Genomic DNA, 24,184 nt, shown 5'->3' on the forward strand with positions numbered 1-24,184 from the left:
AACAAAAGAAAGACTTTATCAATTTTATGACCTTGTTAAAAGCTCTGGACTAAAGGAATTTGAAAAAGCAATAGAAACCTTTCGAAATTGGCAGAAACAGATTATGAACAGTTTTGGTTATGATTTACATAATGGCTTTATAGAAGGTCTTAATAACCAAACCAAGGTCATTAAGCGCAACGCATTTGGTTTTAAACGATTTGACCGATTTAGGTTAAGAGTGTTATTGCATCATCAATATAAATATATCAAATTTCGGGTCGCATAAATTAGGAGTGAGCGTCTAGCTCACCCCAACATTTGACTTAGAACCTAATTATCATTTGAAGACCAATAGTGTTGGTAATATTATCGCTAATAAATGATAACCCGCTCCCAATTTGCTGTGCCCCAAGACCGAGGGAAGTTGCTACACCAAAAACAGTTGCAAATACAGCAATAACATTAATTAAAGTACCATATCCGCCATTCATCTTATCCCCAAAAAGTGGTCTAAGTGTACTGCTGATAAGTCCCGGTTCTTCTTTTCTGAACTGGAAATATGCAAGTGCTAAAGCTATTGTTGCATATATCGCCCAGGGATGGAAGCCCCAGTGGAAGAAGCTGTATTGCATAGCTAACCTTGCTGCTTCCGCCTCCGTTGCCGCTGCATATGGCGGGGTATGTAGGTGCTGTACAGGCTCTGCGGCACCCCAGAATACAAGACCTATCCCCATCCCGGCACTAAACAGCATACCAAACCATGTAAGGTAGTTGTATTCAGGCTTGTCCCCATCTTTCCCAAGCACAATATTTCCATATTTTGATACAATTAAAAAGATAGCAAAAATTAAAAAAGCTGTAGCCACCAGAAGGTAGAACCAGCCAAACCTTGTTACAAGGAAACTTTGAATTAATGTGGTAATATGGTCCAGATTCCATTTAGGCAGTGAAGTTTCAGGAATAATCCCCCATATAATAAATAAGACCGAAATGGCTAAAGAAATATAAAAAACTTTAGTGACTTTTTGCATCCTATCATCCTTTCCCTTCATAAATGACTGCACTCTTTATGATTCCCTAAATCATGCGAATCATGCATCAGTTACTGGAGCACAGCCTGCAAAAGTCTTTATGATCAAATAAAAGAACTCTTTCATCATTTGATGAAAGAGTCCAATATTGATTATATAACAGAAACCGCTGGAAGGCAAGTGATCGCACAGAAGCATGACAAATCTACTGTAATACAGATACCAGTACGTTGTAAGTCATCTAATCGCTCATTGTCTAATTGATCACATGGTTCGTCACATGCATTTTCGTCACCGTCAAATGCAAGTAATTCAAGTACAGCACAGCAGTCATCGCTTACTTCGTTAACACGGAAGATAAAGCTTTCTATACATTCGAATCTAGGCTGGTTATTATTATTATCAACAACAGCTCCAGAAGCTTTGAATGGTTTGAGTCCTTTACCGTACAGTATAAAAGGTACTGTATCTAATCCGTTCGAAGTTACAGGTGATACTAAGCTGCGGATTGATTGAGCACAGCTTACATCACAAAGCTGGTCGATTACATCATCTTGTGCATCTGCAATTGCGCGTACTACGTCACATACACAGTCTTTGCTTGTGATTGGTCCTAATTCATCACAGTGTTCGTCATGGTGTTGTTTCCCCATAAGTTTTAACACTCCTTCAAATAAAGTTTTTCGTTAACACTACAATCTATGACGGAAGTACATATATGTATAGACGAATAACACGGTTCCAGGAAAAAATACAATGACATATGCACAATATTAGGCTGATATCATAAGATGAAATATCTTCAAAGTGTAACAGGAGGAATATGACATGAGTTCCATCAAAAGAAATAATCAATCTCCAAAATTATACTTACATCAACCGACACTTTCTGAACCATCAAGTAAAATGCAATCAGTATATCAGTCGAATAAGAGAAAAAGAAAAGAAAAGCCTGGTAAAGAAAGTAAAGAGCAGGGGAGAGAACCAAAAGTAGAGAATAAGGATATTCTGGGCAGGAAGAAATTTAAAGATATGACTATTACGGAAAAGGTAGAACATTTTGCTGCAATGCCAATGCACTTACCACGTGTCCGTTGTGAAGTGATAACCGAAAGAAAAAAATATTACGGTTTTATTTATCATTATCAAAGTGGAATGGTATCAATAAAAACGGCAAGTAAAGCAGGAGAAGTATCTGTTCCCATTGAACAGATTCAGGCGATTAATATTGCCGGATTTTAATATCGAAATGTAACCAATATGCGGGATATATGCATAGAATATAGCGGCTAATATTTTTTAAAAGGAGGATTTACAAATGTCAGAAAATAAAAAAGTAATATATGTAAAAGACCTTGTGATAAAAGCGGACAATGTTCGCATCGAGCCTTCACGCTCTCAACGTCCTGATCCATTGTTCGGACCGAGAAAACAAACACTTGGCGAGGCTGAAGAAAGAGAACATCGGCATGAAGAATTAGAGGATATTGCAGATGACCGCAAAGATCACCATCATGATAAAGAAAATGACCGTGATGATGACAGAAAACCTTTCTCCTGGCTATAAATTTTCATAAAAACAGGTTTAACAATTTCAGAAGCGGGTATGGTTAGATATTAGGAGATTAGGGGAGGTTTTGTCATGGGATACATTATACCAATAGAAAATTACAGCTATCAGCAATATCAATCACGCATAACCAAAGAAGAACGTGACCCATTTCCAATTGAAGAGCTATACCCCGTGCAATTTAATATGCATTATGAAAATGAGAAACTTAAAGAAAAGCCGAAGGATAGCATGAATTTTAAACAGACAGCTGGGACGCACGTATACGGGCAAGCAGTTCCAGGCAGTATCCGAAATGAAAAGGTTTACGCTGAAGTGACAGGGAAAGGCCGCCAGTTTGTTGCTGAAGCATAACAAGACAGCTCAGAGGTGAGCTGTCTTGTTTATTTATTCTGCTGCTGAATATATAAACCGTTCTTTTTATCATACTCTGCATAAAATACATCTTTTATTGAATTAACGTCCTGCTTCCTTAATTCCTCCACCAGCCAATCATTATCCTTTCCAATTTCCTCAAGATTATCTTTAATAATTTCTCCATCATTGATAATCATAGCCGGCAGCAAAATTTCTTGTAACGGAAGATCGAGGTCTTGTCTGCTTAGCGGCTGGTAATTCGTTTTCTTAACTACAGATAAAGTGCCGTCCGTCTCAAGAATCGCATAATCCACTTCCTGAACAGAGAAGACATCTTTGGCACGCAGTAAATGGAGCAGCTGATTCATGTCCAGCTTGCCTTTTCTCATTATATCCCGTTGTAATTTTCCTTTGTGAATAACAATTGACGGGCTTCCTTCCAGAAGTGAGCGCGACTTTTTTATCTTCTGTGTAGTTATTTCTGTAATAAATAATAGCACACCCCATAAAGCCACAGCAAAACCGATCTCAGGTATTCCCACCTCTTTGTCATATAATGCATTACCGACTAATTCACCCAAAATCAGTGCAGAGATAAAGTCAAAGGCAGTTAATTGTTTGATTTGTGTTTTTCCGAGTAATTTTGCCAATATGAACAATGTCACAAAACCGAACAATGTTTCAATAAATATTGAGCCGAATTGCATAAAATACCCCCACCCTTGTCTATGCTCTCTACATTTTTGACAAAAAGAGGGGGAAAAATACAAAATTATTAAAGATTTTTAGTCATCGTTATATGTGGAATACCTGCGTCCATAAATTCACCCGAAATAGTAGTGTATCCAAGCTTTTGATAAAATGCTTCAGCCTGAGTCTGCGCGTTCAGTTTCGATTTATCTATTCCTTTTTCTTTAGCTACCTGTTCCATAAATAAAAGCAATTCCTTGCCGTAACTTTTCCCGCGGTAATCTTTCAATATACAAATCCGTTCCATTTTTCCATATCCATCAACAAGACGCATTCTGCTTGCGGCAACAGGCTTTTCATCATCATATCCTGCAAAGTGTATCGCCTCATTCTCCAAATCATCAATTTCTAATTCTTCCGGTACACCTTGTTCCTCAACAAATACTTCACATCTAACAGTGTAGGCATCCTGTAATTGCTGTTCATTTTCTACTATTTTAATTTTCATTTTTATTATTCCTCCCCAAACATTAATGTTAAGATTTCCCCTAAATGTTGCTGCCAATATTTCCATGTATGATTTCCGTCAAATTCGAAATAATGATAGACCTGTAAATTACCTTTAAGCTTTCTCATTAATTCACGATTAGGCTGGAGAAAGTCTGAAACCTTTCCATCCGTTGTGCTCACATCAGTTTCTTCCAGACCGATGGAATGATGCACTTCCAATCCCTTATAATCTGCAAAGTGATTTGCCCGTTCCATAACCGTTTCATTAACAAATGGTGACTGCATAATCACTTTTCGGAAGGTGCTTGGATAAATACTTGCTGTCATAAAAGCCAACGTTCCCGCTAAAGAATCACCCATCAGGGCACGTTCAACTGGTGTAATATGTAATGTCTCTTCCACCTGTGGCAATACTTCCCTAATTAAAAAAGTAATGTATGCTTCCTGTCTCTCACCATCAGGATGATACTTCTTCAGCCGGTCAAATTTATCATTATAATGAATACCAACGAAGATAGTCGGCTCGATCTCCATTTCTGAATGTAACTTATCACTAAGTGTAGCAATCCGTCCCATTCTGAAATAGTCATCCCCATCCTGCATATAACAAACTCGGTAATCCTTCATTGGAGTAAAACCTTCTGGAAGATACCATTTCACCGTAACCGATTCATCCAGATAATTACTCTTTATGATTAAGTCATCCATTTTCCCCAAGCGTCCCAAATCATAAACCTCCTAACAATAATAAGTAAGTTTTATTTTAACACTCTCCGCAGTCGAGATGCATGAAAACAGCTTCTATGCACATGCTAAAAAATAAAAGGGGTTGTAAAACCAATGTTCTGGAAAAAAGCATGTGCGATGATTTTAACAGTGCTTGTAGTCCTTACCGTCAGTGCCTCCGGCTTTGTTTTGTCAGCAGCAGAAGCGCAAAAACAAACAGCGACAGTGACGGAACAACTATTTAAGAATAAAGAAAATCTAAAATATCCACAAGTAAGCGATGTGGGAAAGGAAAAAATGGAAGAGAAAATCAACCGTGATTTTGATAAATATATTAAAGAGGCCTATAAAGCGGATAAAGCAAACCAAAAACAGGCTGAAAAATACGGCTTTGAGGGTGAATATCTTACAACATATGACGTTAAATATAACAAATCTCCAAGATTGAGTATTTTGACAAGTGATTATATGTTTAGTGGCGGAGCTCATGGTAATACGGTTGTACAATCTTTTAATTATGATGTAGAAAAGGGAAAGCGGATTTATTTAACCGATATTTTAACAACAGAAGATCAAATGAAAAAGGTACAGAACTATGTATGGGAATATGCAATTGAACGTCCAGATATTTTTTACCCTGATTTAAAGAAAGAAGACATTCAGTTAACGAAAGAAACAGCTTTTTATTTCACGGATGATGGAATAGTTTTAGTTTTTCAGCAGTATGAGATTGCACCATATGTTTCCGGGAATCAGGAAATTACGATACCAAAAGAAGTATATGAAAAAGCCTGATCGTTTTGTATGTGATCAGGCTTTATTCAGGTTATTATTTTGCAAATACATGGTTTCCGATTTTAATCGTCACTTGACGATTAGTAATCCACTTATTTACAGCCGTATTAGGATTATAGAAGTAAATGGATCCCTGGCCTTGTCCGCGAAATGCGATAGCTTCATTAACCGCTCTTATTGAGTCATTATCAGCAGTTTGATTAATCGCCCCGTTTTTCACAGGACTAAATGCATAATGTGCTCCATTGTTATACGTTTCATAAATAACACCGGCAACGGAATTAGGGAAGTCTTTATGATCAACACGGTTAAGAAGTACTGTAGCCACTGCCACTTTCCCTGCATACGGTTCTCCTTTAGCTTCTGCATGAACAAGCTGTGCCATTAATTGCTTATCAGATGCGGAGATCGACTGGGGAATAATTAAATTCTCGCCAGGATATATAATGGAGTTCGAACGGTTATTAATATTCTGTAATTCTAGAACAGATACGCCATTTTGTTTGCCAATCTTCCATAGAGAATCACCGCTTTTCACTGTGTACGCATTCGATATGATTGGTGTTACTAAAAAGCATGCCGCTGCCAAAGTTGTCATAACAGCTGTACGGATTTTATTAGTCATGTTGTTACCTCCTGTGTTGTAATAGTAATCTATAATCTAGACTAGCAGTTGTAACATAATATATCAGCAGGTTGTTTTTGCCAGATAGTAGAATGTTATACCTGTCAAAGCCCAGCAAATCTTACCATATAATAAGATTGCCTCTCTGTGGGAGTAATAACCATTAATATGACAATTGATATACTGCTGTAACATACAGATTGACAAAGAATGGATTTTTATCTATATTTATAATAATAGTTTCATATTTAGCGTAATTCCGTAGAAGTACTTTTTTAATAGTGAGGCGTTAGTTCAGCGGGAGAATACGTCCTTGACAGGGACGGGGTCACAGGTTCAAATCCTGTACGCCTCATAAGTGAGCCACTTTCCAATTTTGTTGGAAAGTGGCTCACTTGTTTATATAGATCATTTTTGTATTCTCAAAAATTGCCTTAGAAATTTCCGGTGTTCAAATATCCACATCTTAAAATCGGACACTTTGAGATTACAAATGATCAGTTTCCACAATTTTGTAAGCGTTTTATAATGAAGTAGAGTTTTGGAGTTGTTTTTTGAATTTTTACTGATTGTTAATGACAAATGGAGAAAGGAGGAGCAGGAATTGAAAACAAATACAGAGGAAAACAGTGGCTTATCACCACGATCAATGTTACAACATGAAAAGTTTAGCAGACGTTTTCGTAAACAGCTTTCATTTCAATTATTTGTATGGCTAGGTATGTCGTTCTTGTTGATCTTCTCTTTTACGCCAATGTTTGGCGTTATTATGGCGTTTAAAGATTATAACATCACAAGTGGAATCCAAGGGATTTTTACAAGTCCATGGATTGGATTAAAGCATTTCGAGCAATTAATTAATGACTACAACTTTCCCACACTTGTACGAAATACATTAACGTTAAGTATACTGAAGCTTGTCTTCTCGTTTCCGATTCCAATTATATTTGCAATTATGCTTAACGAGGTACGTCATTCGCTTACAAAAAGGATCGTTCAAACTGCTAGCTATTTACCTCACTTTATTTCATGGGTAGTTGTTGCTGGTATTGCACATGCCTTTTTTTCAACGGAAACAGGTGTTGTGAACAGTTTGCTGATGTCAATGAATATCATTGATCAGCCACTTGCTATTTTAACAAATCCAGATTCCTTTTTTGGTCTGGCAGTAGGTACTGCAATATGGAAGGAAGCGGGGTGGTGGACAATCATATTCCTTGCATCTATTGCTGGTATCGACCCAGGACTTTATGAAGCGGCAGAGATTGACGGCGCTGGGCGGTTAAGAAGAATTTGGCATATTACATTGCCAGGAATGAAGGGTTCTATTGTAGTTGTATTAATCTTATCAATAGGCAGTATGTTGGGTGGCGGATTAGTTGGATCCAATTTTGAACAAGCATTACTATTTGGAAATACGCTTAATAGTGATACATCACAAATAATCCAGACGTATGCTTTTAATGTAGGACTTACACAAGGTCGGTTTGCATTTGCTGCAGCTGTGGACTTAGTTCAATCAGTTATTTCGGTTATCTTAATTTTATCAAGTAATTATATATCGAGAAAAGTCTCAGGTGCCGGGTTATATTAGCACGTACAAGATAATAAAGCTTATTTCCAAGAATAAAGCATAGCACAAAATTTTAGGAGTTATAAGAAGGGAGGAAGCGAAAATGAGGACACGTAGAAAAAAAAGTAGAGAAGATTATTTTATGGATGTTTTTAATTACTTTTTATTAAGTATAATTACATTGGTTACATTATACCCGTTTTACTTTGTGCTCGTTGCATCCTTTAACGATGGGATTGACACAGCGAATGGAGGATTATATTTATGGCCACGGGAGTTTACATTAGATAATTACAAATATTTCCTTCAGGAAGCTAAGTGGACAGTTGCCCTTGGTGTAACTACTTTAAGAACTGTTGTTGGGACATTTCTCGGTGTATTGTTCACCAGTTTGGTAGCTTATGGACTGTCTAAAAGTGACCTGATTTTCCGTAAGTTTTATTTTATACTGGTTGTAATTGCGATGAATGTATCTGGTGGATTAATTGCTTATTATGTTGTATTAAATGGAATTGGCTTAATTAATTCTTTTGGTGTTTATGTTATTCCTACAATGCTTAACTTATTTTTCTTACTAATTGCCGTATCCTTCTTTAGGGAGATACCGGCTGAACTTGGTGAATCAGCTCGGATGGATGGAGCGAGTGAACTAACTATATTTCTAAAAATTATTCTTCCAATATCGCTCCCTTTACTAGCAACAATGACCCTCTTTATTGGCGCCAGTCAATGGAATTCCTGGGTAGACTCCGCATATTTTGTACAATTTGACCATTTAAGAACAGTCTCCTACCGAATGATGGAGGTTATAAATCAAACAATGCTGCCAACAGACTCACAAACAGCACAATACACTGCTCAATTACAAGTTACTCAGTTTTCTGTACAAATGACAGCACTAGTAATTTCAGTTTTTCCCATAATTTGTGTATATCCTTTCCTGCAAAAATATTTTGTTAAGGGGATGATGTTAGGTTCTGTAAAAGGATAGTTTTCAATTATTAATTATGTAATTGCTAACAGAAATGTGTTCTTGCAACTAAAAAATATTAAGGAGTGACGAAGATGTGCAAAAGTTGTTTTGGCTTAATAGTCTCTTTCATTCTGATTATGATTACTATGGTTGGATGTAACAATTCTACTGAGGTTGATCATGTTGCCAATAACACTGAAGATCAACAGTCCGCAGATAATAAAGATAACGCAGGTAATACTGATCCTGTTAAGACCGATGAAGGAATTGTGGAACTTGATCTATTTGTTGATCAGCCGTGGTGGCCTCTGAAAGACTGGTCAGGTCCCGTAGCTGAAGAAATCACAAAACAAACAGGGGTAAGATTAAATATTACAGTTGCATCAGATGAGCAACAGCTTCCATTAATGATCGCATCAAATAACTTACCAGATCTTGTTGTTACAAGCTTACAATTTAATCGAATGTCAGACCCGAAAGTCGCTTATGATTGGCAAAGTCTCATGGAGCAATATACTCCCGAATTTGAAATTGCTCAAGAACGAATCGGTGTAAATACAGTAAGTGACGGTAAATTTTATTCAGTCAAGAACAACTTTTCCACTAAAGTAGAGTGGGAAGCAAACAAACAATACGCGCTAAATGGTGGTGCAGGTATTGCTTACAGAGCAGACCTTATGGAAGAGATGGGAAATCCACCTGTAGACACATTGGATGATTTTCTTGAATTATTTAGACAAGTAAAAAAAATATATCCTGACATGACACCGTTAGTATTAAATCCAACTGATACATGGGCTAAAGGTTACTTTGGGCTTAATTTTGGAGCACAACTAGAGGGCTTTGTCGAGGATGAAAATGGTAAATTAGTTCATGTACTTCGTACCGAAGAATTAGAAAATGTGTATATGTTTATGAATAAATTGTATTTAGAAGGTATTATTAAGCCTGAAACATATGCTTATCAAAATGAAGACCAAGCTAAGTCAATGGCAACAAGTGGAAAGGCTTTTGCGTATGCATGGACTACGGCCGCAGCAGATCGACTTAATGCAGAGTCAGAGGGAGAGATGGAGTGGAAAAACCTCCCATTAAATATTAATGGTGATTTTTCATATGCTAGATTTGATACAGGGTGGCAAGGGGTGTTCATTACTAAGAACAATAAAAATCCTGAAGCTTCCATTAAATTTATGCAATATTTAATGGCAGAAGAAGGACAGCATTTAGCTATGTGGGGGATTGAAGGAGAGCATTGGAATTGGAGTGAAGACAATGGTTATCCTGTGTTCACATATGAGAGAAATAACGATGAAGTTCTAAATGAGCTAGGAGTGCACTGGTGGGGCTTACTTGCAGGAAGTTCTGTTACTGAAGCATTAGGTAACTTTCAACCAGATACTGAATTAACGAAAACTAATCGAGAGTTAAATGAGAATGTAGTATATAAACCGGAGATTGGAATGGTGGTACCAGCTGCTGATTCGGATGAGCAAGTAATTGAAACCAACATTGATAACATGATTGATAATGAAGAATCAAAAGTTTTACTGGCTAATTCACAAGAAGAGGCTGAAGCAGCATACAGAGAAATGCTTAAGAAAGCAGAAGAAATAGGATTAGCCGATTATGAAGAATGGGCAAACGAAAAATATCAACAAGTTCTCCGAGCTTTTGAATAAAATATATACAAGATGCGGTGTTAGTCTCAGCACCGCTATCTTTGTAAAACATTGAGTGTATTTTTTGTAAGGATTCAAGTTACAGAGGATTGACGGAAGGAAGCTGTTTATGAAGCTACTAATGTTATTGGTTAATAAGCGTAGAAATATGCGTATTGTAAAAAAACTGGTCATTGCATATATACTGCTTATTTGTTTTCCTTTTATCATCTTCGGATTTTTAGTTTATCAGCAAATGGTTATCAATCTCTATAAGCAATATAGAACCAACCAGATTCAATTTGTAGAGCAGGCCTATCATAATCTCAAAATGGAACTTTCAAAGATTGAGTCAACTTACTCTCTTTATCAAAACAACAGAAATTTGATTGAATATATTGATGGTAACTACCATAGTGACTGGGAGATGATCTATAATTATCAAAGATTTATTAAGCCAACATTTACTTTCACATACTTAAGTAATCCTGTGATAGAAGATATTAAAATTTATAAACATAATTTAAAAGCATTACCTATAAAGCCTGTTATTTTAAATATGGTAGATCTCGAGCGTCAGAGATTAAAGGATAGAATACAATTCTTGCCCCCGAATCAAGGAGTATGGACATATAATTTAAAAGAGAATAACAACCTGCCAATTATTCATTATACTCATAAGTTAAATAATGAAAACTATACTAGAGAATTGGGATATTTACATTTAACTGTGAATAACGAGCTGATCAATTTATTATTTGAAAGTTTTAACAAGGGAAAATCTTGGAACTGGCTTTTAGATGGAAACTTAACACCTGTTTATCAAGAAGCAGTACCTGGGTGGGATAATTCTAAATGGGAGGATCCTGTTTTTGAAAACATTGATGGCCAGGTGAAGAATTTTTATGTCAATGAGCGCGGTCATCTAGTAAGTGTGATTCCTATTAATGAAATGGATTTAATTTATGTGAATATTAGTGAAGTAGAGTCTCTTTTAAATATAAAAGAATTGGTTAACTGGGTACTAGCCGGCGGAATACTTTTACTAATTTTGTTATCATTTATCTACTTTATGATTGCTTCATCAATCGCATTAAGAATTAGTCGCTTTTCCAATCACCTAAAACAAGTACCCACACTTAAATATGCAAGATTTCCAGATACCACTGATACAGATGAAATTGGATTTTTAATTACTTCTTACAATAATATGGTTAAAAGAATGACGGGATTAGAACATGAGATGCATCGTACAGTATTATTAAAGAAGGACGCAGAAATTAAAATGCTCCAAGCTCAGATTAAACCTCATTTTCTTTATAACACTTTAGAATCGATGCGAATGATGGCATTAGTGAAAAATGACAACGAGTTAGCAGAAATGATATATACATTAGGTAAGTTACTGCGTTACAGTATTGGTAAAAATGGAGAAACGACTACCCTTCAACAAGAGGTAGATAATATTATGGATTACATTGCCATACATAAAATCAGGATGGGGGATCGGCTGGAGTTTGAAATAAATGTGGAGCCGAATATTTCTGATTTTGCATGTCCAAAATTTATTTTACAGCCTGTTGTTGAAAACAGTATTATACATGGTTTTGGGGAAACGAGAAAACAGGGAATCATTCGAATTGACATTGATGAAAACTTATCCCATATGAAGGTAAGGATTTTAAACAATGGATCACCCATAAGTTCTGATAAGATTAAAGATATTCGAGCGGTTCTGGCAGGAGATAAGAGGTGCGGTTCTGAGAAAAAGGGGATAGGATTATTTAATGTACAAGAAAGAATAAGAGCATTTTTTGGAGAAGAATCAGGTATTTTTATGGAAAGTGATATGGACCATGGGACTTTATTTGAACTGAGACTTCAAAAGAAGGAGGATGAATAATTCATGTATAAGATATTGGTTGTTGATGATGAACCACTTATTCGTACCGGAGTTAAGCATATGATTGTGAATCATGGGAATAAGTTATTCTCAGAGATCGAGGAAGCCTCTGATGGAATTGACGCATTGGACATAATAGAAAACTTCCAACCACATTTACTTATTACCGATATTCAAATGCCGGAAATGAACGGATTGGAATTGATTCATGAGGCAAAAAAGAAAAATGTAAACCATTTTGTAATCTTATCTGGGTATGATGAATTTGATTATGCACAGAAAGCCATCCGTCTTCAAGTAGATGACTATCTGTTGAAACCAATTAATCAAACAAGATTGTCAGAGATCTTGAGTCAAACAGTTTCCCGGTTAGAAAATAAGGAGCGTTTACTTAATTATAATCACTCTCTTAAGGAGATCAAAGAACCCGATGAGAAAGAGAGCGTTCGAAAATTTAAAACATTCGTAAGAGAAAATTATATGAATGATATATCATTAAGTGAAGTTGCTGAATACATGAATTTACATCCTAATTATGTATGTAATTTACTTAAAAAGGAAATCGATACAACATTCGTTCATTATGTACATGAGACAAGAATTAAACATGCGAAGCAATTGTTAATAGATGAATGTAATTTACAGTTATCTGCAATTGCAACTCGTGTAGGCTATGAGAATTCAAGACACTTTTATAAAAAGTTTAAGCAGTTTGTCGGTCAAACACCAGGAAATTATAGAAGTGAAATGAAAAGGAAGGGGGAGCAAATCTGATTGAGGTTTGACAGGGTGGAGGTCGCTGGTTCGAGACCAGTCGGAATCATAGGCGAGAACCCTTGATAGATAAGGGTTCTTTCTTTTTTTCCATGAAAGTTCATGTAGCAGTTGGAAAAAATGAGTTTCAGAGCAGTGTGGTTATTGCTGACTAAATGTACTAACATAAAGGGTGTAGAAATTAATGTATGGCAATCTGAAAAGGAGTGTTTATATGAAAAAAGCAATCTATGTAATGGATAAAGAGCCGTTTGATCTTGTTTATCCAGATTTTGTCCGTCAACAAATCGAGCAAGATGTTAACATTATTGGGCCACCAATGTCCAGACAAGAACTTCACAATAATCCAACGATCTTAAAAGATGTGGAAATAGTATTATCAGGCTGGGGAGGGCCAGCCATTGACACAGCATTATTAGATCATGCACCCCATTTAAAAGCAGTATTATATGCGGCAGGATCAATTAAACAGATAGCAACAGATGAAGCATGGGAAAGGGGAATTGTCTTCTCAACGGCAGTGCATGCAAATGCGATTCCAGTGGCAGAATTTACATTATCACAAATCATTTTTTCCTTAAAAAATGGATGGCAGTTTGTTAGACAAATAAAAAGAGAGCGCCAGTTTCCGAACAAACCATTTATGATTCCAGGTGCTTTTAAAAGTAAAATCGGGATTATCTCGTTAAGTACTGTTGGACGATGTGTAGTAGAGTTACTTCAGCCATTTGATGTGGAAATATTAGCGTTTGATCCATTTGTGACAAAGGAAGAAGCTGATAGACTTGGGGTTAAGCTCTGCTCTCTGGAAGAAATATTCGAGTTTTCCGATATTGTATCATTGCACGCCCCACTATTACCTAAAACAATCGGCATGATCACTGGAGATCATATCCACAGTATGAAAGAAGGGGCAAGCTTTATCAATACAGCAAGAGGAGCAATAGTGAAAGAGTCAGAAATGGTAGACATTTTAAGGAAAAGAAAAGACATTACAGCTATTCTGGATGTTACAGATCCCGAGCCTCCACTATCAGATTCTGAACTATTCCAATTGGAGAATGTTGTGATCACACCGCATCTTGCTGGAAGCGAAGGAGCGGAATGTGGAAGAATGGGACAGTATATGCTGGAAGAATTGAGACGTTATATAAAAGGGGACACACTTAGGTGGGCTGTATCAAAGGAACAGTTTGAACGGATGGCATGAGTCGAATATTTATAATTACTTCTCTATAAAAGAAATGAGAGCTTAAAAATTCCTAAAAAACCGTTATACTTTCAGGACACCCTTTCTCTATATGAATAGGATAATGATCGAAACAGCCTTTCACTCGTATCGCGGGTCGGAAATTGAGCCACAACTAAAACACTACTAAACTAATAGTATAAATATAACATTTACGTTATATTTGGAATTTTAGTTCCATATTCACACTACCTTTGGTCAATATTCACATCATTGGATTATTATGTTATAAATAGAATAGATTAATAACATTATGTTAAGATCTGAATAAACTAGGGAGTGTATAGGAAAATGAAAAATGTAGGAAAAAAAGCTATTATAGGTATAGCAACAGTAACAATGGCAGTTGGTTTCACAGCAGGAGTAAGTGCCAATTCATTATTAGAAAAAATAACTGCCTATAAGAATCACGGAATCAGTTTTCAGGTAGATGGTCAGGATTGGACACCGAAAGACCCATCAGGAAATAAACTAACAGCTATTACATACAGTGGCACTACCTATTTACCAGTCCGTTCCGTAGGTCAAGCTTTCGGCGTTGGAATAGGCTGGGATGGAGAAACACAAACGGTAAGTCTAGGAGAGTCTGATTCAGAAGTGAAAATTATGGATTTAGATGTTATAGATGACCATTACGCCATCTCGAAAACTGTCGATAGTAATGTAACAGTGCAAAATGGTGTGAATTATGAAAGTGGTTTCTTTATCGAGGGAGTAGATATAGTAAAAAAGAGATTCTCTCTTGGAACTCAAGGCAGTTACCAACATGCTAACTTTAAAGTCTTTGATCTGGGAAGCAAAGGGATTACCGTAACATTTAAAGACGGTGATGTAACACTGAAAGTATTAGAAATAGCTGCAGGGCAAAAAGAAGGGTCTGCCGATATTAACATTGGTGGTGTGAATGAACTGGAAATAGTGGTAGAATCAGAAGCTTTAACAAGTTCATCAAACGCATTTATTACAGGAACTGTTAAGTAGGTGGCAAATCCTAATTACCTTTCGTCAGCAATAGTGAAGTATACAAAATGAAAAATTTACTAATCTCATTTGAAAACATAAAATACATAGCTTTTAATCTTTAAAAACATTAATTCGATTGAGATTCCAAACATTAGCGGGAAAAGTCTGTATTCTTGTATATCAAGAGTTCAGACTTTTTGTTCTTGAATGTCATTACATTATTAATAATAAAAATTAGAACAATAATTTTGTCGCTAATAAAACGTAATGATTACTATTTACAAATCGTAACGGTTACGATATAATGATGTTAAATTTAAAGGAGGAGAAAAAATGTTAAAAAATTTATTAAGTTATTTAAGTCTACTTACTATCCTTTTTGTGCTTGCTGCCTGTGGAAATGAAGAGGCAAACAGCAGTGAGGATAACAACGATTCAAAGGAATCAGAAGAAAGTTTGAAAGTATTTACTACTGTCTACCCTCTTCAGTTTTTTACAGAGCAAATTGCAGGAGATCAAGCTGAAGTTGAATCCATCTTACCAGCAGGTTCAGACCCTCACACTTATGAACCAACTTCGAAAGAGATAATGAATATTGCTGAAGCAGATGCTTTTATTTATAACGGGGCTGGGCTGGAATCGTACGCTGAACAAATATCAGATGCGATCCAATCAGAAGATGTAGAAATATTAGAAGCTTCAGAGGGAATTGACTTATTAGAGCATGTACATAACCACAACCATGAGGAAGAGAGCAGCCACGATGAACATGAACATGAGGAAGGGGACGATCATGACGACGAACACGCTGGACATGATCATGGGGACCAGGATCCACACATTTGGCTTGATCCTATTCGCTCTATAGAGTTGGCAGAGAATATCAAGGATACACTTGTAGAGCTTAAACCAGACCAAGAAGAAGTTTTTAATGAAAACTTTGAAGAGCTTAAAGGGAAACTTGAAAATTTGGATGAGGAGTTCCATACGCAACTTGAAAGTTTACCTGAGAATAAAATTATTGTATCCCATGCAGCATATGGATATTGGGAGCAAAGCTACGGAATTGAGCAAATTGCTATTTCTGGCTTAAGTCCTAATAATGAACCTTCACAAAAAGAGATACAAAATATTATAGAAACCTCAAAAAAGCATGGCTTAAAATATGTGTTCTTTGAACAGAATATCACTCCTAAAGTGGCCGATGTTGTTAGACAGGAAATAGATGCAGAGACTTTGCGCATACACAACTTGTCTGTTTTGACGGAAGAAGATATTAATAATAAGGAGGATTACTTTACACTTATGCAGAGCAATCTAGAGGAATTGACAATAGCTCTTTCAGAACCTTCCTCCGTTTCAGAAGATGCAGATACAACGGAAAGAGATCACGAGCACAGTCATGCCCATGATGAAGAAACGGAGAAAATTTACGAAGGGTATTTTGAGGATAGCCAAGTGAAGGATCGCCCTCTATCTGATTGGGAGGGAGACTGGCAGTCTGTTTATCCTTATTTGCAGGATGGGACACTAGATGAGGTTTTTGCCCATAAAGCGGAACAAAATGGAGATAAAACAGAAGACGAATATAAGGAATATTATGAAGTAGGGTACAAAACGGAAGTGGACAGAATCCTGATAGAAGGAGATACAGTAACATTTTTTGAAAATGGTGAAGATAAGTCAGGTCAGTACACCTATGATGGTTATGAAATATTAACATATGAGGCGGGAAACAGAGGAGTCAGGTTCATATTTAAACTGGCAGAAGAAGCGGAAGGGCTTCCTCAGTATATTCAATTCAGTGATCACAGCATCTATCCAACTAAAGCTGGTCATTATCACTTATACTGGGGTGATGATCGGGAAGAGTTACTTAAAGAGGTCACTCACTGGCCTACTTATTATCCATCCGAAATGAGTGGAGAGGAAATAGTTCACGAAATGATTGCTCATTAAGAATATAGTTAGTGAGTAGATCAAAACTTACCAAATTCTTACATGTTTATTGGTAGTTTATTAGAGAAGCAGAAGGACTGTATTTTACAGAATCCTTCTGCTTTTTGATCTTTGCACAGGCAGACGTATCCACCAGGAGTTGAAAATTTGCTAAGTGTTTTTATGAACCCAGTAGAACAGGAATTTGGATAATTTAACCACTAATTGCTGTAAATATATTTACAATAATTTAAATAAATGGTAAATTAATGATGTGTTGGTAGTCATTGTGGGAAATTATTTATAAGGAGTTGTTCTCATGGAAAGAATTACTGGTAAAACATTCTGTTACGTGAGCATTTTTCTTATAGTGTTACTGCTTTTTTCTATAACAACATTTGCTGCTACTTCTTCAGCCACAAAAAAAGTAGGAGACTCATCGGCGACGGGTAGTGTAATATATGCGACGGGCGGATATGCAGAACTTAGAGCTGATGTAAATGGTGGAACTGGTACTGGCTATGCTGAATTATGGGAGAGTAAAAGTTGGTGGCCGGACGAAGAGTTATATGATATAAATGTGAATGCATCTAATAAACCGGCAGCTAATATTGATTATTATTTAACTAGAAATAATGGTTATTATGTAAAAGCAACAGGAGATACGTCTATAAATCATACTGCTAAACTAATTGATTAATAATAGAGATCTTTGAAGTAACAAGTAACTCACAATGATTACCATTTTTTACTTATAGAGATGGTGTAGGTGATAATTTTGTTATCTATTTTAAAATATGAGATCAAGCAGTTTTTAAGGCGTCCTATATGGATCGTTTTGTTTATAGTCTCGATTATTTTTTGCATTGTGTTACCTAGAGAGAATTTTACAGATATTTATGATTTGCCATCAATGGTGTACTTTGTAATGTGCATAAATTTATTATACTTATTCTATGGAGCAGAAGAAGCAAGGTTTGAACAAAGAAACTATTTGGACGAGCAGGTAAGAAATTTGCCATATCAAAACAAATATAGACTTGGAAAGTTATTATATTGGAGTTTAATTAGTTTTACTTACTATTTGATTTTTTTTGTATCTATTTTATCCTACTATCTATTCTACTTACAAGTAGGATTTGCGCTTTCCACTTTTCAAACAACGTTTGTATATACATTTTTTATTTGGTTTATACCATTCTTTTTTTCAACAATTATTGGCTATATTTTATATTCGCTCTTGCCAAATATATCCTGCTACCTTTTGATTATAATTGTATGGTTTCTTATTATGCCATATAATTCCATGCTAGGATTCATTCCAACTTCTCTGGGTGCCTGGCTTATTAATGGTGATCCTAATATAACGAAAGTGATATCCGTATACGACATGGAAATAATGAAGGTGAATCGAGGCTATTATGTCCAAAGAAGTTTTATGCTGATTATTTTAGTTTGCTTGTATACCCTTTTGACATTCAATCTTAAAAAGGTAGGAAGATATAGTTTAGTATTGCTACTGTTATTTAGTTTATGTATCCCTTATTTCTCACCCTTCGTTCCGCAAATAAATAATAGACAGACTAACAGTAACATTGGTCAAAAAAACTTTTTCACTGAAACTGTTTTATTGGAGAAAGCTACAGACTACACGTTGAATAACTATATTTTTGACATTAATCATCACTATAGCAAACATAATCTAAGCTATAAAGTGAAGATAAATGTGAGTGCTGACAATTCAGATATTCAATTGGCACTACTAGATGATTTCAAAGTAAAGGACATAAAGTTTAATAATAAAAATGTTACCTATATCCATCAAGATAACATAATAGCATTATCATTACCTGAATTACATGGTGAAATCACATTAACTGCTGAGACAGAAACCTATGATGCGATAGCTCCCACTAGTTATGAACTAATCGCAACCACTCCTTGGTATCCGATGAACCCAAAAGAAGCCTTAAACCCATACAAAAATGGAAATGTGGAATCTTACCAGATAAATCTGAGTGAATTATCTTCTGTTACAACTAATCTAGAAATAGCTAATGATCAAAAATTGCAAGGTGAAGCATATGGCCCAACAATTTTAAAAGGGAACTATAAGGAAAAGGATAACTATCTTTATCCATATTCTGTTGAAATCGAAGAGATTCAGATAAATAAGGAAAGAGTATTTAATGAAATAGAAAATATCAATGATAGATTAGCAGCTAATTTAGCTCCATCTTGTGAATCTGTAATAGTTACTACATTATATCCAGCTTTTTCTGCAAATCCAAGTGAATGCTACCTGTATAAAAATGAAGACATTAACCAATCAAACAATATTTTTACAAATGTATACTTAAATGGTGGAGATACTAGCCTGTTTGAAGCAATATTTAATAATGTAATCGAACATGAATCTTGGCAAAACTATTTGAAAAGAGAATATGATGAAGAAACTATTACGAGAATTACCTCCTATTACAAGCGATTATCTGAAGAACAGCGCACACAGCTTATACAAAAATGGTACAAAGAGATGGAAGGTACAGTCTCAGCTGAACAAATGATACAAGATATGGAGGATAAATATGCTGAAGGTTAACCAATTATCCAAAAAATTCAAACGAAGGATTGCACTGGATGAAACTAATTTCATTTTAGAAAACGGAACAATTGGCTTGTTAGGACCAAATGGTGCGGGAAAGACGACGCTATTAAGAATACTGGCGACATATTATGAGCCAACTAGCGGTTCCATAAAATTAAATGGAAAAGACTACTTGAAAAATCGAGAAATTATTAGACAAATGATAGGTTATATGCCTCAAAATATCGGTTTATTCCCACAATTAAAAGTAAAAGAATTTTTAAGTTATATAGGCTTAATGAGGGGGATAGAAAGAAATGATCTAAGCGGACAAATTGATAAAATCTTACAGGAAGTAAATCTGGACAATAAATCGAATGTAAAAATTACATCTCTTTCAGGCGGCATGAAACAAAGAGTAGGCATTGCTCAGGCAATTATGCATGATCCTCAACTCTTATTAGTAGATGAACCAACAGCAGGGTTAGATCCTGAAGAAAGAATGCGATTTAGAAACTTAATTAAAAAATTAGCTCAAAATCGTATTGTTGTTTTCTCTACCCATATTACAGAAGATATAGCAATGACTTGTGATAAGGTATTATTAATCAAAAAAGGGATAGTTTCAAAGTGTGAAAATATTCATGATGTAACTAATCTTGCTAGTGGGAAAGTATGGTCCTTGGCAGCTGATATAGAAGCTTATAACAGGATTGCTGCGGACTCTAGGGCATTTATTAGTCAAGTGAGCGAACAAAATGAAGACCAAATCGTAAACTGTCGTATAATTGCAGAGGAACAACCACATCCGTCAGCAAAACAGGCATTTCCAAATCTAGAGGAGGGCTATATGGTTTGGTTACAAGGGAATTAGAATTTTTAATTTATACAATAAAAGCATATAAAAGTTTATACTTGATGCCTCTGATCTTAGCAATGTTGATCATATTTGAATTTGTAATTGGGATGGAAATTATTGCTGAAAGAAGTCTTGTCTTGGTACTATTTCCACTTATTAATCTGCCTATACTTTCCGTAATGAGCATTATTGGATCTTTAGAACAAAAGGAGTTGTTTATCACACTCCCAATATCTCATTGGAAAGTTGGCTTTTTAAGACCATTTGCTGTAAGTTTTCTTATATCTATTTTATTTTCAGGGATTGTGGCTATATATGTTGATAACACACTACTTGTAAGTGTTTTTAGTTCATCCCTGCTATATTTATCGATTACTACCCTCCTTATCACTATTTTAAAACACGCAGGTTTGGGGTTAGGCATTTCATTGAGTTATTTAATGTATGGGTTATTCACTACAGGTTCAGGCCAAGGACCATTATACTTAACACAATGGTACAGACCTAGAGTGATGTCATCTGAAAATGAATATATAATAATTCAACTTATTACAGTTTTAATTACTCATCTTATAACTGTTATATGTATTAAATATCGTAGTCAATATCATCTTACTTGAGGTTTAATTGTTGAATTTTTTCAAATGCTGCTTTTAACTTAATAACACTTGTTAAAATTTGAATAATTCAGAACTTAATTAAAAAAAATGAAACTTCTTTATCCTTTCCGATCGTTGACTGAGTAATTGGTGATGTGGAACCATTAGAAATCATATAGTAATTAATAAGTTTCCAGCCTTTAAAAAATTAAAGGTTGTTTTTTTTGTAGATAATGGATGAGTTCCTTGAGATACAACGCCTTGTGAATGACTGATTATCATTTACTAACTCTCCAAAATTGAAGGAAGATCCCCCTTTTGCCTAGAAGAATCCCACGGATATTAATATAGTTAAGATCTACCCATATTTTGAAAATATATAAGTTCCTAGTTATCAGAACATGGTAAAAAATGAAGAAAGATTCTTTATAAAACCCTTCACATTTTGTCGTAAAATGTCGATATTGATTATATAAAATGAATATAACAAACATCATAGAAGGAGAATAAGTATGAAAAAAAACAAAATCCGAAATGCCGCGAATACTAGGTTTAGTTTTAAAAGTTTACAATTGAAGATAGTCATTCCCTTTGTTTTATTAATAATAGTTGCTGGAAGTATCATTGGATTTATCAGTTAAAAAAGTAGCGTAGAGACAACCTTAGACAAGTTAATGGAGAATGTTTCGGAACAAGCAAGAGTTTTTAGTCATTTTGCTGAAATAGTTGAAGATAAAACAATTGTCGATGAAGTATTAGAGACGACAAGAATAGGAAAGACAGGACATTACCGTGTGTTATCTCGTGAAGGTTTAATATATTATGATTTTGATAAAAGCCGAATTGAACAAACGGATGCTGATAAAGAGTATTTTCAAAAAATAATAAATAGTGGATCTGACCAAGGGTATTTTGAGTATACCGAGAATGGTCGAGATAAAGCATTAGGGTATTTTATATCAGACGGCTTGATTCTGGTTGGAACGGTGGACTTAATTGAAATACAACAAGAAGCTCAAACCGTATTATACCCAATCCTTATCAGCGTTGGATTACTAGTGCTGCTGTCGATCGTTATTAGTCTGTACATTGCTGGCAGAATCACAAAACCAATAAAAGAATTACAATCTAAAATGAAACAAGTAGAAGAAGGCGATCTGTCGGTTGAATTAGAAAGTGAGAAGCAAGATGAGGTAGGTCAGTTAGCTATTTCTGCGAATAATATGAAAAATAGTATACGAGCTATCATTGAGCAAGTTGCAGACGTTTCTGGAACTGTTGCTAATAAGAGTGATGAATTAACACAGTCAACGACAGAAGTTAAATCTGGCTCGGAGCAGACTGCGACAACTATGCATGAACTAGCAACAGGCGCGGAAGAACAAGCAGAGTACACTAGTGAACTTTCGGATACGATGAAGACCTTCTTAAATGAAATAAACGAGTTAAATACAAAAGGAGAATCTATTCAGGAATCATCCAAAAATGTGTTGTCATTATCAGAACAAGGGCAAAAATTAATGAATACCTCAGTAAAACAAATGGTAAATATAGAAAAAATAGTTAAAGACTCTGTTGAAAAAGTGAGAGGATTAGATAATCAATCTCAGGAAATAAGCAAATTAGTTTCTGTTATTCAGGATATAGCGGAACAAACGAATTTATTAGCGTTAAATGCCGCAATTGAAGCAGCACGTGCAGGAGAGCAGGGAAAAGGATTCGCTGTAGTTGCTGATGAAGTGAGGAAATTGGCTGAACAGGTTACAACTTCTGTAACTGATATTACAAGTATAGTTAATAATATTCAGACTGAATCAACCGATGTTACCAAAACACTTGAAAGTGGATTTGGCGAGGTTGAACAAGGCAGTTTGCAAATTAGAACGACTGGCGAAACGTTTGAAGATATTAATGGAGCTATAATGGAGATGGTGGATACGATAAAGGACGTTACCTCATCCTTCCTGAACATTTCAGATAGGAGCCAACAAATGAGCGGTACGGTTGAAGAGATTGCAGCTATCTCAGAGGAGTCTGCGGCAGGAATTGAGCAAACTTCCGCAAGTGCTCAGCAAACTAGCAGTTCTATGGAAGAAGTAGCTAAAAGCTGTGAAGATTTATCAAAGTTAGCAGATGATTTAAACAAAACAATTGTTAAATTTAAAATGTAAATGTTATTCAGAATAGCAGGCTATAATAGCCTGCTATTATTATGGTTTCACTAGGAACAAAGCATTCACAATTTTGTTCATCGGGTTTGTCAAATAAAGTGTGTAAGTTGGGATCACACACTTAGATATATTTGAGAACTCTATCCTTCAATCGGTCATCCATTAATAGTTGGTTCATGGCTAGTGACCAGTTACGGACATGACCACCTTCCCATTTGGTTTCTAACTCTTTAACTCGTAAATAAAGAACTTTAAGTAGGGCATTCTCGTTGGGGAATGCACCTTTTTTTGTTACTTTTCTAAAGCTAGAGTGAATGCTCTCTACAGCATTTGTCGTATACATAATTCTACGCACTGCACTACCATAGTCATATAATTGTTCAACGTGTTCAAAATTGCGTTCCCAGACATCGATAGCTCCTGGGTAGGCGGACCATTGTTGTTTGAAAGATTCAAATGTACTATGACAAGCCTTAAGGCTTTGAGCTCCGTAAACCTTTCTTAAAGAGGCCGTAAATGCCTTATATTCCTTGCTTGGCACGTATTTAATAGAGTTGCGAATTAAGTGTACAATGCATCGTTGAACGATGACATCAGGGAATATGGAGCGAGCACCTTCCTCCAGACCAGATACTCCATCCATGGAAA

General features: G+C 35.6%; 24 protein-coding genes, 1 tRNA gene and 1 pseudogene. 19 read left to right on the top strand and 7 right to left on the bottom strand.

What is annotated here, in order from left to right; genetic code table 11:
- Positions 1–268, top strand: a 268-nt coding sequence (locus BMW36_RS19370; RefSeq protein WP_139180347.1) for a transposase, incomplete at its 5' end; no start/stop codon positions are given.
- Between the two features lie 46 nt (positions 269–314).
- Here BMW36_RS19370 and BMW36_RS19375 read toward each other — a convergent pair.
- Together BMW36_RS19375 and BMW36_RS19380 are read right to left on the bottom strand one after the other, a co-directional pair.
- Positions 315–1,013 (bottom strand): annotated as a pseudogene (locus BMW36_RS19375) (BCCT family transporter); the annotation flags it as partial.
- Between the two features lie 152 nt (positions 1,014–1,165).
- On the bottom strand, positions 1,166–1,666 hold the full coding sequence (locus tag BMW36_RS19380; protein WP_089744221.1) for a CotY/CotZ family spore coat protein: 501 nt from the start codon (positions 1,664–1,666) through the stop codon (positions 1,166–1,168).
- Between the two features lie 175 nt (positions 1,667–1,841).
- On the opposite strand from BMW36_RS19380, the gene BMW36_RS19385 reads away from it, so the two are divergent.
- From BMW36_RS19385 to BMW36_RS19395, 3 genes are all read left to right on the top strand, one after another.
- Positions 1,842–2,255 carry a CotO family spore coat protein gene (locus BMW36_RS19385; protein ID WP_089744223.1) on the top strand — a complete coding sequence of 138 codons (414 nt, stop codon included), beginning with the start codon at positions 1,842–1,844 and terminating at the stop codon, positions 2,253–2,255.
- A gap of 76 nt (positions 2,256–2,331) precedes the next feature.
- Positions 2,332–2,580: a hypothetical protein gene (locus BMW36_RS19390; protein ID WP_089744225.1), complete on the top strand. Its 249-nt coding sequence runs from the start codon at positions 2,332–2,334 to the stop codon at positions 2,578–2,580.
- 75 nt (positions 2,581–2,655) lie between these two features.
- Complete coding sequence (locus tag BMW36_RS19395; RefSeq protein ID WP_089744227.1) at positions 2,656–2,937, top strand: hypothetical protein; 282 nt, start codon at positions 2,656–2,658, stop codon at positions 2,935–2,937.
- A gap of 29 nt (positions 2,938–2,966) precedes the next feature.
- On the opposite strand, the gene BMW36_RS19400 is transcribed toward BMW36_RS19395, so the two are convergent.
- From BMW36_RS19400 to BMW36_RS19410, 3 genes are all read right to left on the bottom strand, one after another.
- A complete protein-coding gene (locus tag BMW36_RS19400; RefSeq protein WP_089744229.1) occupies positions 2,967–3,647 on the bottom strand; it encodes a YetF domain-containing protein in 681 nt (226 codons plus the stop codon).
- 68 nt (positions 3,648–3,715) lie between these two features.
- On the bottom strand, positions 3,716–4,138 hold the full coding sequence (locus BMW36_RS19405) for a GNAT family N-acetyltransferase (protein ID WP_089744230.1): 423 nt from the start codon (positions 4,136–4,138) through the stop codon (positions 3,716–3,718).
- Between the two features lie 5 nt (positions 4,139–4,143).
- Positions 4,144–4,866 (bottom strand): alpha/beta hydrolase, encoded by a 723-nt coding sequence (locus BMW36_RS19410; RefSeq protein WP_089744239.1) that lies wholly within the window; start codon positions 4,864–4,866, stop codon positions 4,144–4,146.
- 114 nt (positions 4,867–4,980) lie between these two features.
- On the opposite strand from BMW36_RS19410, the gene BMW36_RS19415 reads away from it, so the two are divergent.
- Positions 4,981–5,661 carry a DUF3298 and DUF4163 domain-containing protein gene (locus BMW36_RS19415; protein ID WP_089744241.1) on the top strand — a complete coding sequence of 227 codons (681 nt, stop codon included), beginning with the start codon at positions 4,981–4,983 and terminating at the stop codon, positions 5,659–5,661.
- Between the two features lie 34 nt (positions 5,662–5,695).
- Here BMW36_RS19415 and BMW36_RS19420 read toward each other — a convergent pair whose 3' ends face one another.
- Positions 5,696–6,259, bottom strand: coding sequence for a cell wall hydrolase (locus BMW36_RS19420; protein ID WP_245711751.1), 564 nt, complete (start codon positions 6,257–6,259; stop codon positions 5,696–5,698).
- 310 nt (positions 6,260–6,569) lie between these two features.
- Between BMW36_RS19420 and BMW36_RS19425 the strand changes: the two genes are divergently transcribed.
- From BMW36_RS19425 to BMW36_RS19490, 14 genes are all read left to right on the top strand, one after another.
- A tRNA-Val gene (locus BMW36_RS19425) sits at positions 6,570–6,641 on the top strand.
- A 249-nt stretch (positions 6,642–6,890) separates the two neighbouring features.
- On the top strand, positions 6,891–7,880 hold the full coding sequence (locus BMW36_RS19430) for an ABC transporter permease (RefSeq protein ID WP_425431963.1): 990 nt from the start codon (positions 6,891–6,893) through the stop codon (positions 7,878–7,880).
- Between the two features lie 82 nt (positions 7,881–7,962).
- Positions 7,963–8,850, top strand: a complete 888-nt coding sequence (locus tag BMW36_RS19435) for a carbohydrate ABC transporter permease (protein WP_089744245.1) — start codon at positions 7,963–7,965, stop codon at positions 8,848–8,850.
- A gap of 74 nt (positions 8,851–8,924) precedes the next feature.
- Entirely contained in the window at positions 8,925–10,514 is a 1,590-nt protein-coding gene (locus BMW36_RS19440) for an extracellular solute-binding protein (protein WP_089744246.1), read from the top strand.
- Between the two features lie 109 nt (positions 10,515–10,623).
- Positions 10,624–12,396 carry a sensor histidine kinase gene (locus BMW36_RS19445; protein ID WP_089744248.1) on the top strand — a complete coding sequence of 591 codons (1,773 nt, stop codon included), beginning with the start codon at positions 10,624–10,626 and terminating at the stop codon, positions 12,394–12,396.
- Between the two features lie 3 nt (positions 12,397–12,399).
- Positions 12,400–13,170, top strand: a complete 771-nt coding sequence (locus BMW36_RS19450) for a response regulator transcription factor (protein WP_089744251.1) — start codon at positions 12,400–12,402, stop codon at positions 13,168–13,170.
- 214 nt (positions 13,171–13,384) lie between these two features.
- Positions 13,385–14,380: a hydroxyacid dehydrogenase gene (locus BMW36_RS19455; protein ID WP_089744252.1), complete on the top strand. Its 996-nt coding sequence runs from the start codon at positions 13,385–13,387 to the stop codon at positions 14,378–14,380.
- 330 nt (positions 14,381–14,710) lie between these two features.
- A complete protein-coding gene (locus BMW36_RS19460) occupies positions 14,711–15,400 on the top strand; it encodes a stalk domain-containing protein (protein ID WP_089744254.1) in 690 nt (229 codons plus the stop codon).
- A gap of 315 nt (positions 15,401–15,715) precedes the next feature.
- On the top strand, positions 15,716–17,341 hold the full coding sequence (locus BMW36_RS19465) for a metal ABC transporter solute-binding protein, Zn/Mn family (protein ID WP_089744256.1): 1,626 nt from the start codon (positions 15,716–15,718) through the stop codon (positions 17,339–17,341).
- A 298-nt stretch (positions 17,342–17,639) separates the two neighbouring features.
- Positions 17,640–18,020, top strand: coding sequence for a hypothetical protein (locus BMW36_RS19470; protein WP_089744258.1), 381 nt, complete (start codon positions 17,640–17,642; stop codon positions 18,018–18,020).
- 78 nt (positions 18,021–18,098) lie between these two features.
- On the top strand, positions 18,099–19,922 hold the full coding sequence (locus tag BMW36_RS19475; RefSeq protein WP_139180348.1) for a hypothetical protein: 1,824 nt from the start codon (positions 18,099–18,101) through the stop codon (positions 19,920–19,922).
- Positions 19,909–20,781, top strand: a complete 873-nt coding sequence (locus tag BMW36_RS19480; protein WP_089744263.1) for an ABC transporter ATP-binding protein — start codon at positions 19,909–19,911, stop codon at positions 20,779–20,781. Before BMW36_RS19475 ends, BMW36_RS19480 begins: the two co-directional genes overlap by 14 nt.
- Positions 20,763–21,386, top strand: coding sequence for a hypothetical protein (locus tag BMW36_RS19485; protein WP_089744265.1), 624 nt, complete (start codon positions 20,763–20,765; stop codon positions 21,384–21,386). The genes BMW36_RS19480 and BMW36_RS19485 overlap by 19 nt, the downstream gene beginning before the upstream one ends.
- Before the next feature lie 653 nt (positions 21,387–22,039).
- Positions 22,040–23,536 (top strand): methyl-accepting chemotaxis protein, encoded by a 1,497-nt coding sequence (locus BMW36_RS19490; RefSeq protein WP_245711750.1) that lies wholly within the window; start codon positions 22,040–22,042, stop codon positions 23,534–23,536.
- 121 nt (positions 23,537–23,657) lie between these two features.
- Here BMW36_RS19490 and BMW36_RS19495 read toward each other — a convergent pair.
- On the bottom strand, positions 23,658–24,184 hold a 527-nt coding region (locus tag BMW36_RS19495; RefSeq protein ID WP_175480527.1), incomplete at its 5' end, for a transposase.

Origin of the sequence: Gracilibacillus ureilyticus, assembly GCF_900111195.1 — a bacterium.
Taxonomy (GTDB): domain Bacteria; phylum Bacillota; class Bacilli; order Bacillales; family Amphibacillaceae; genus Gracilibacillus; species Gracilibacillus ureilyticus.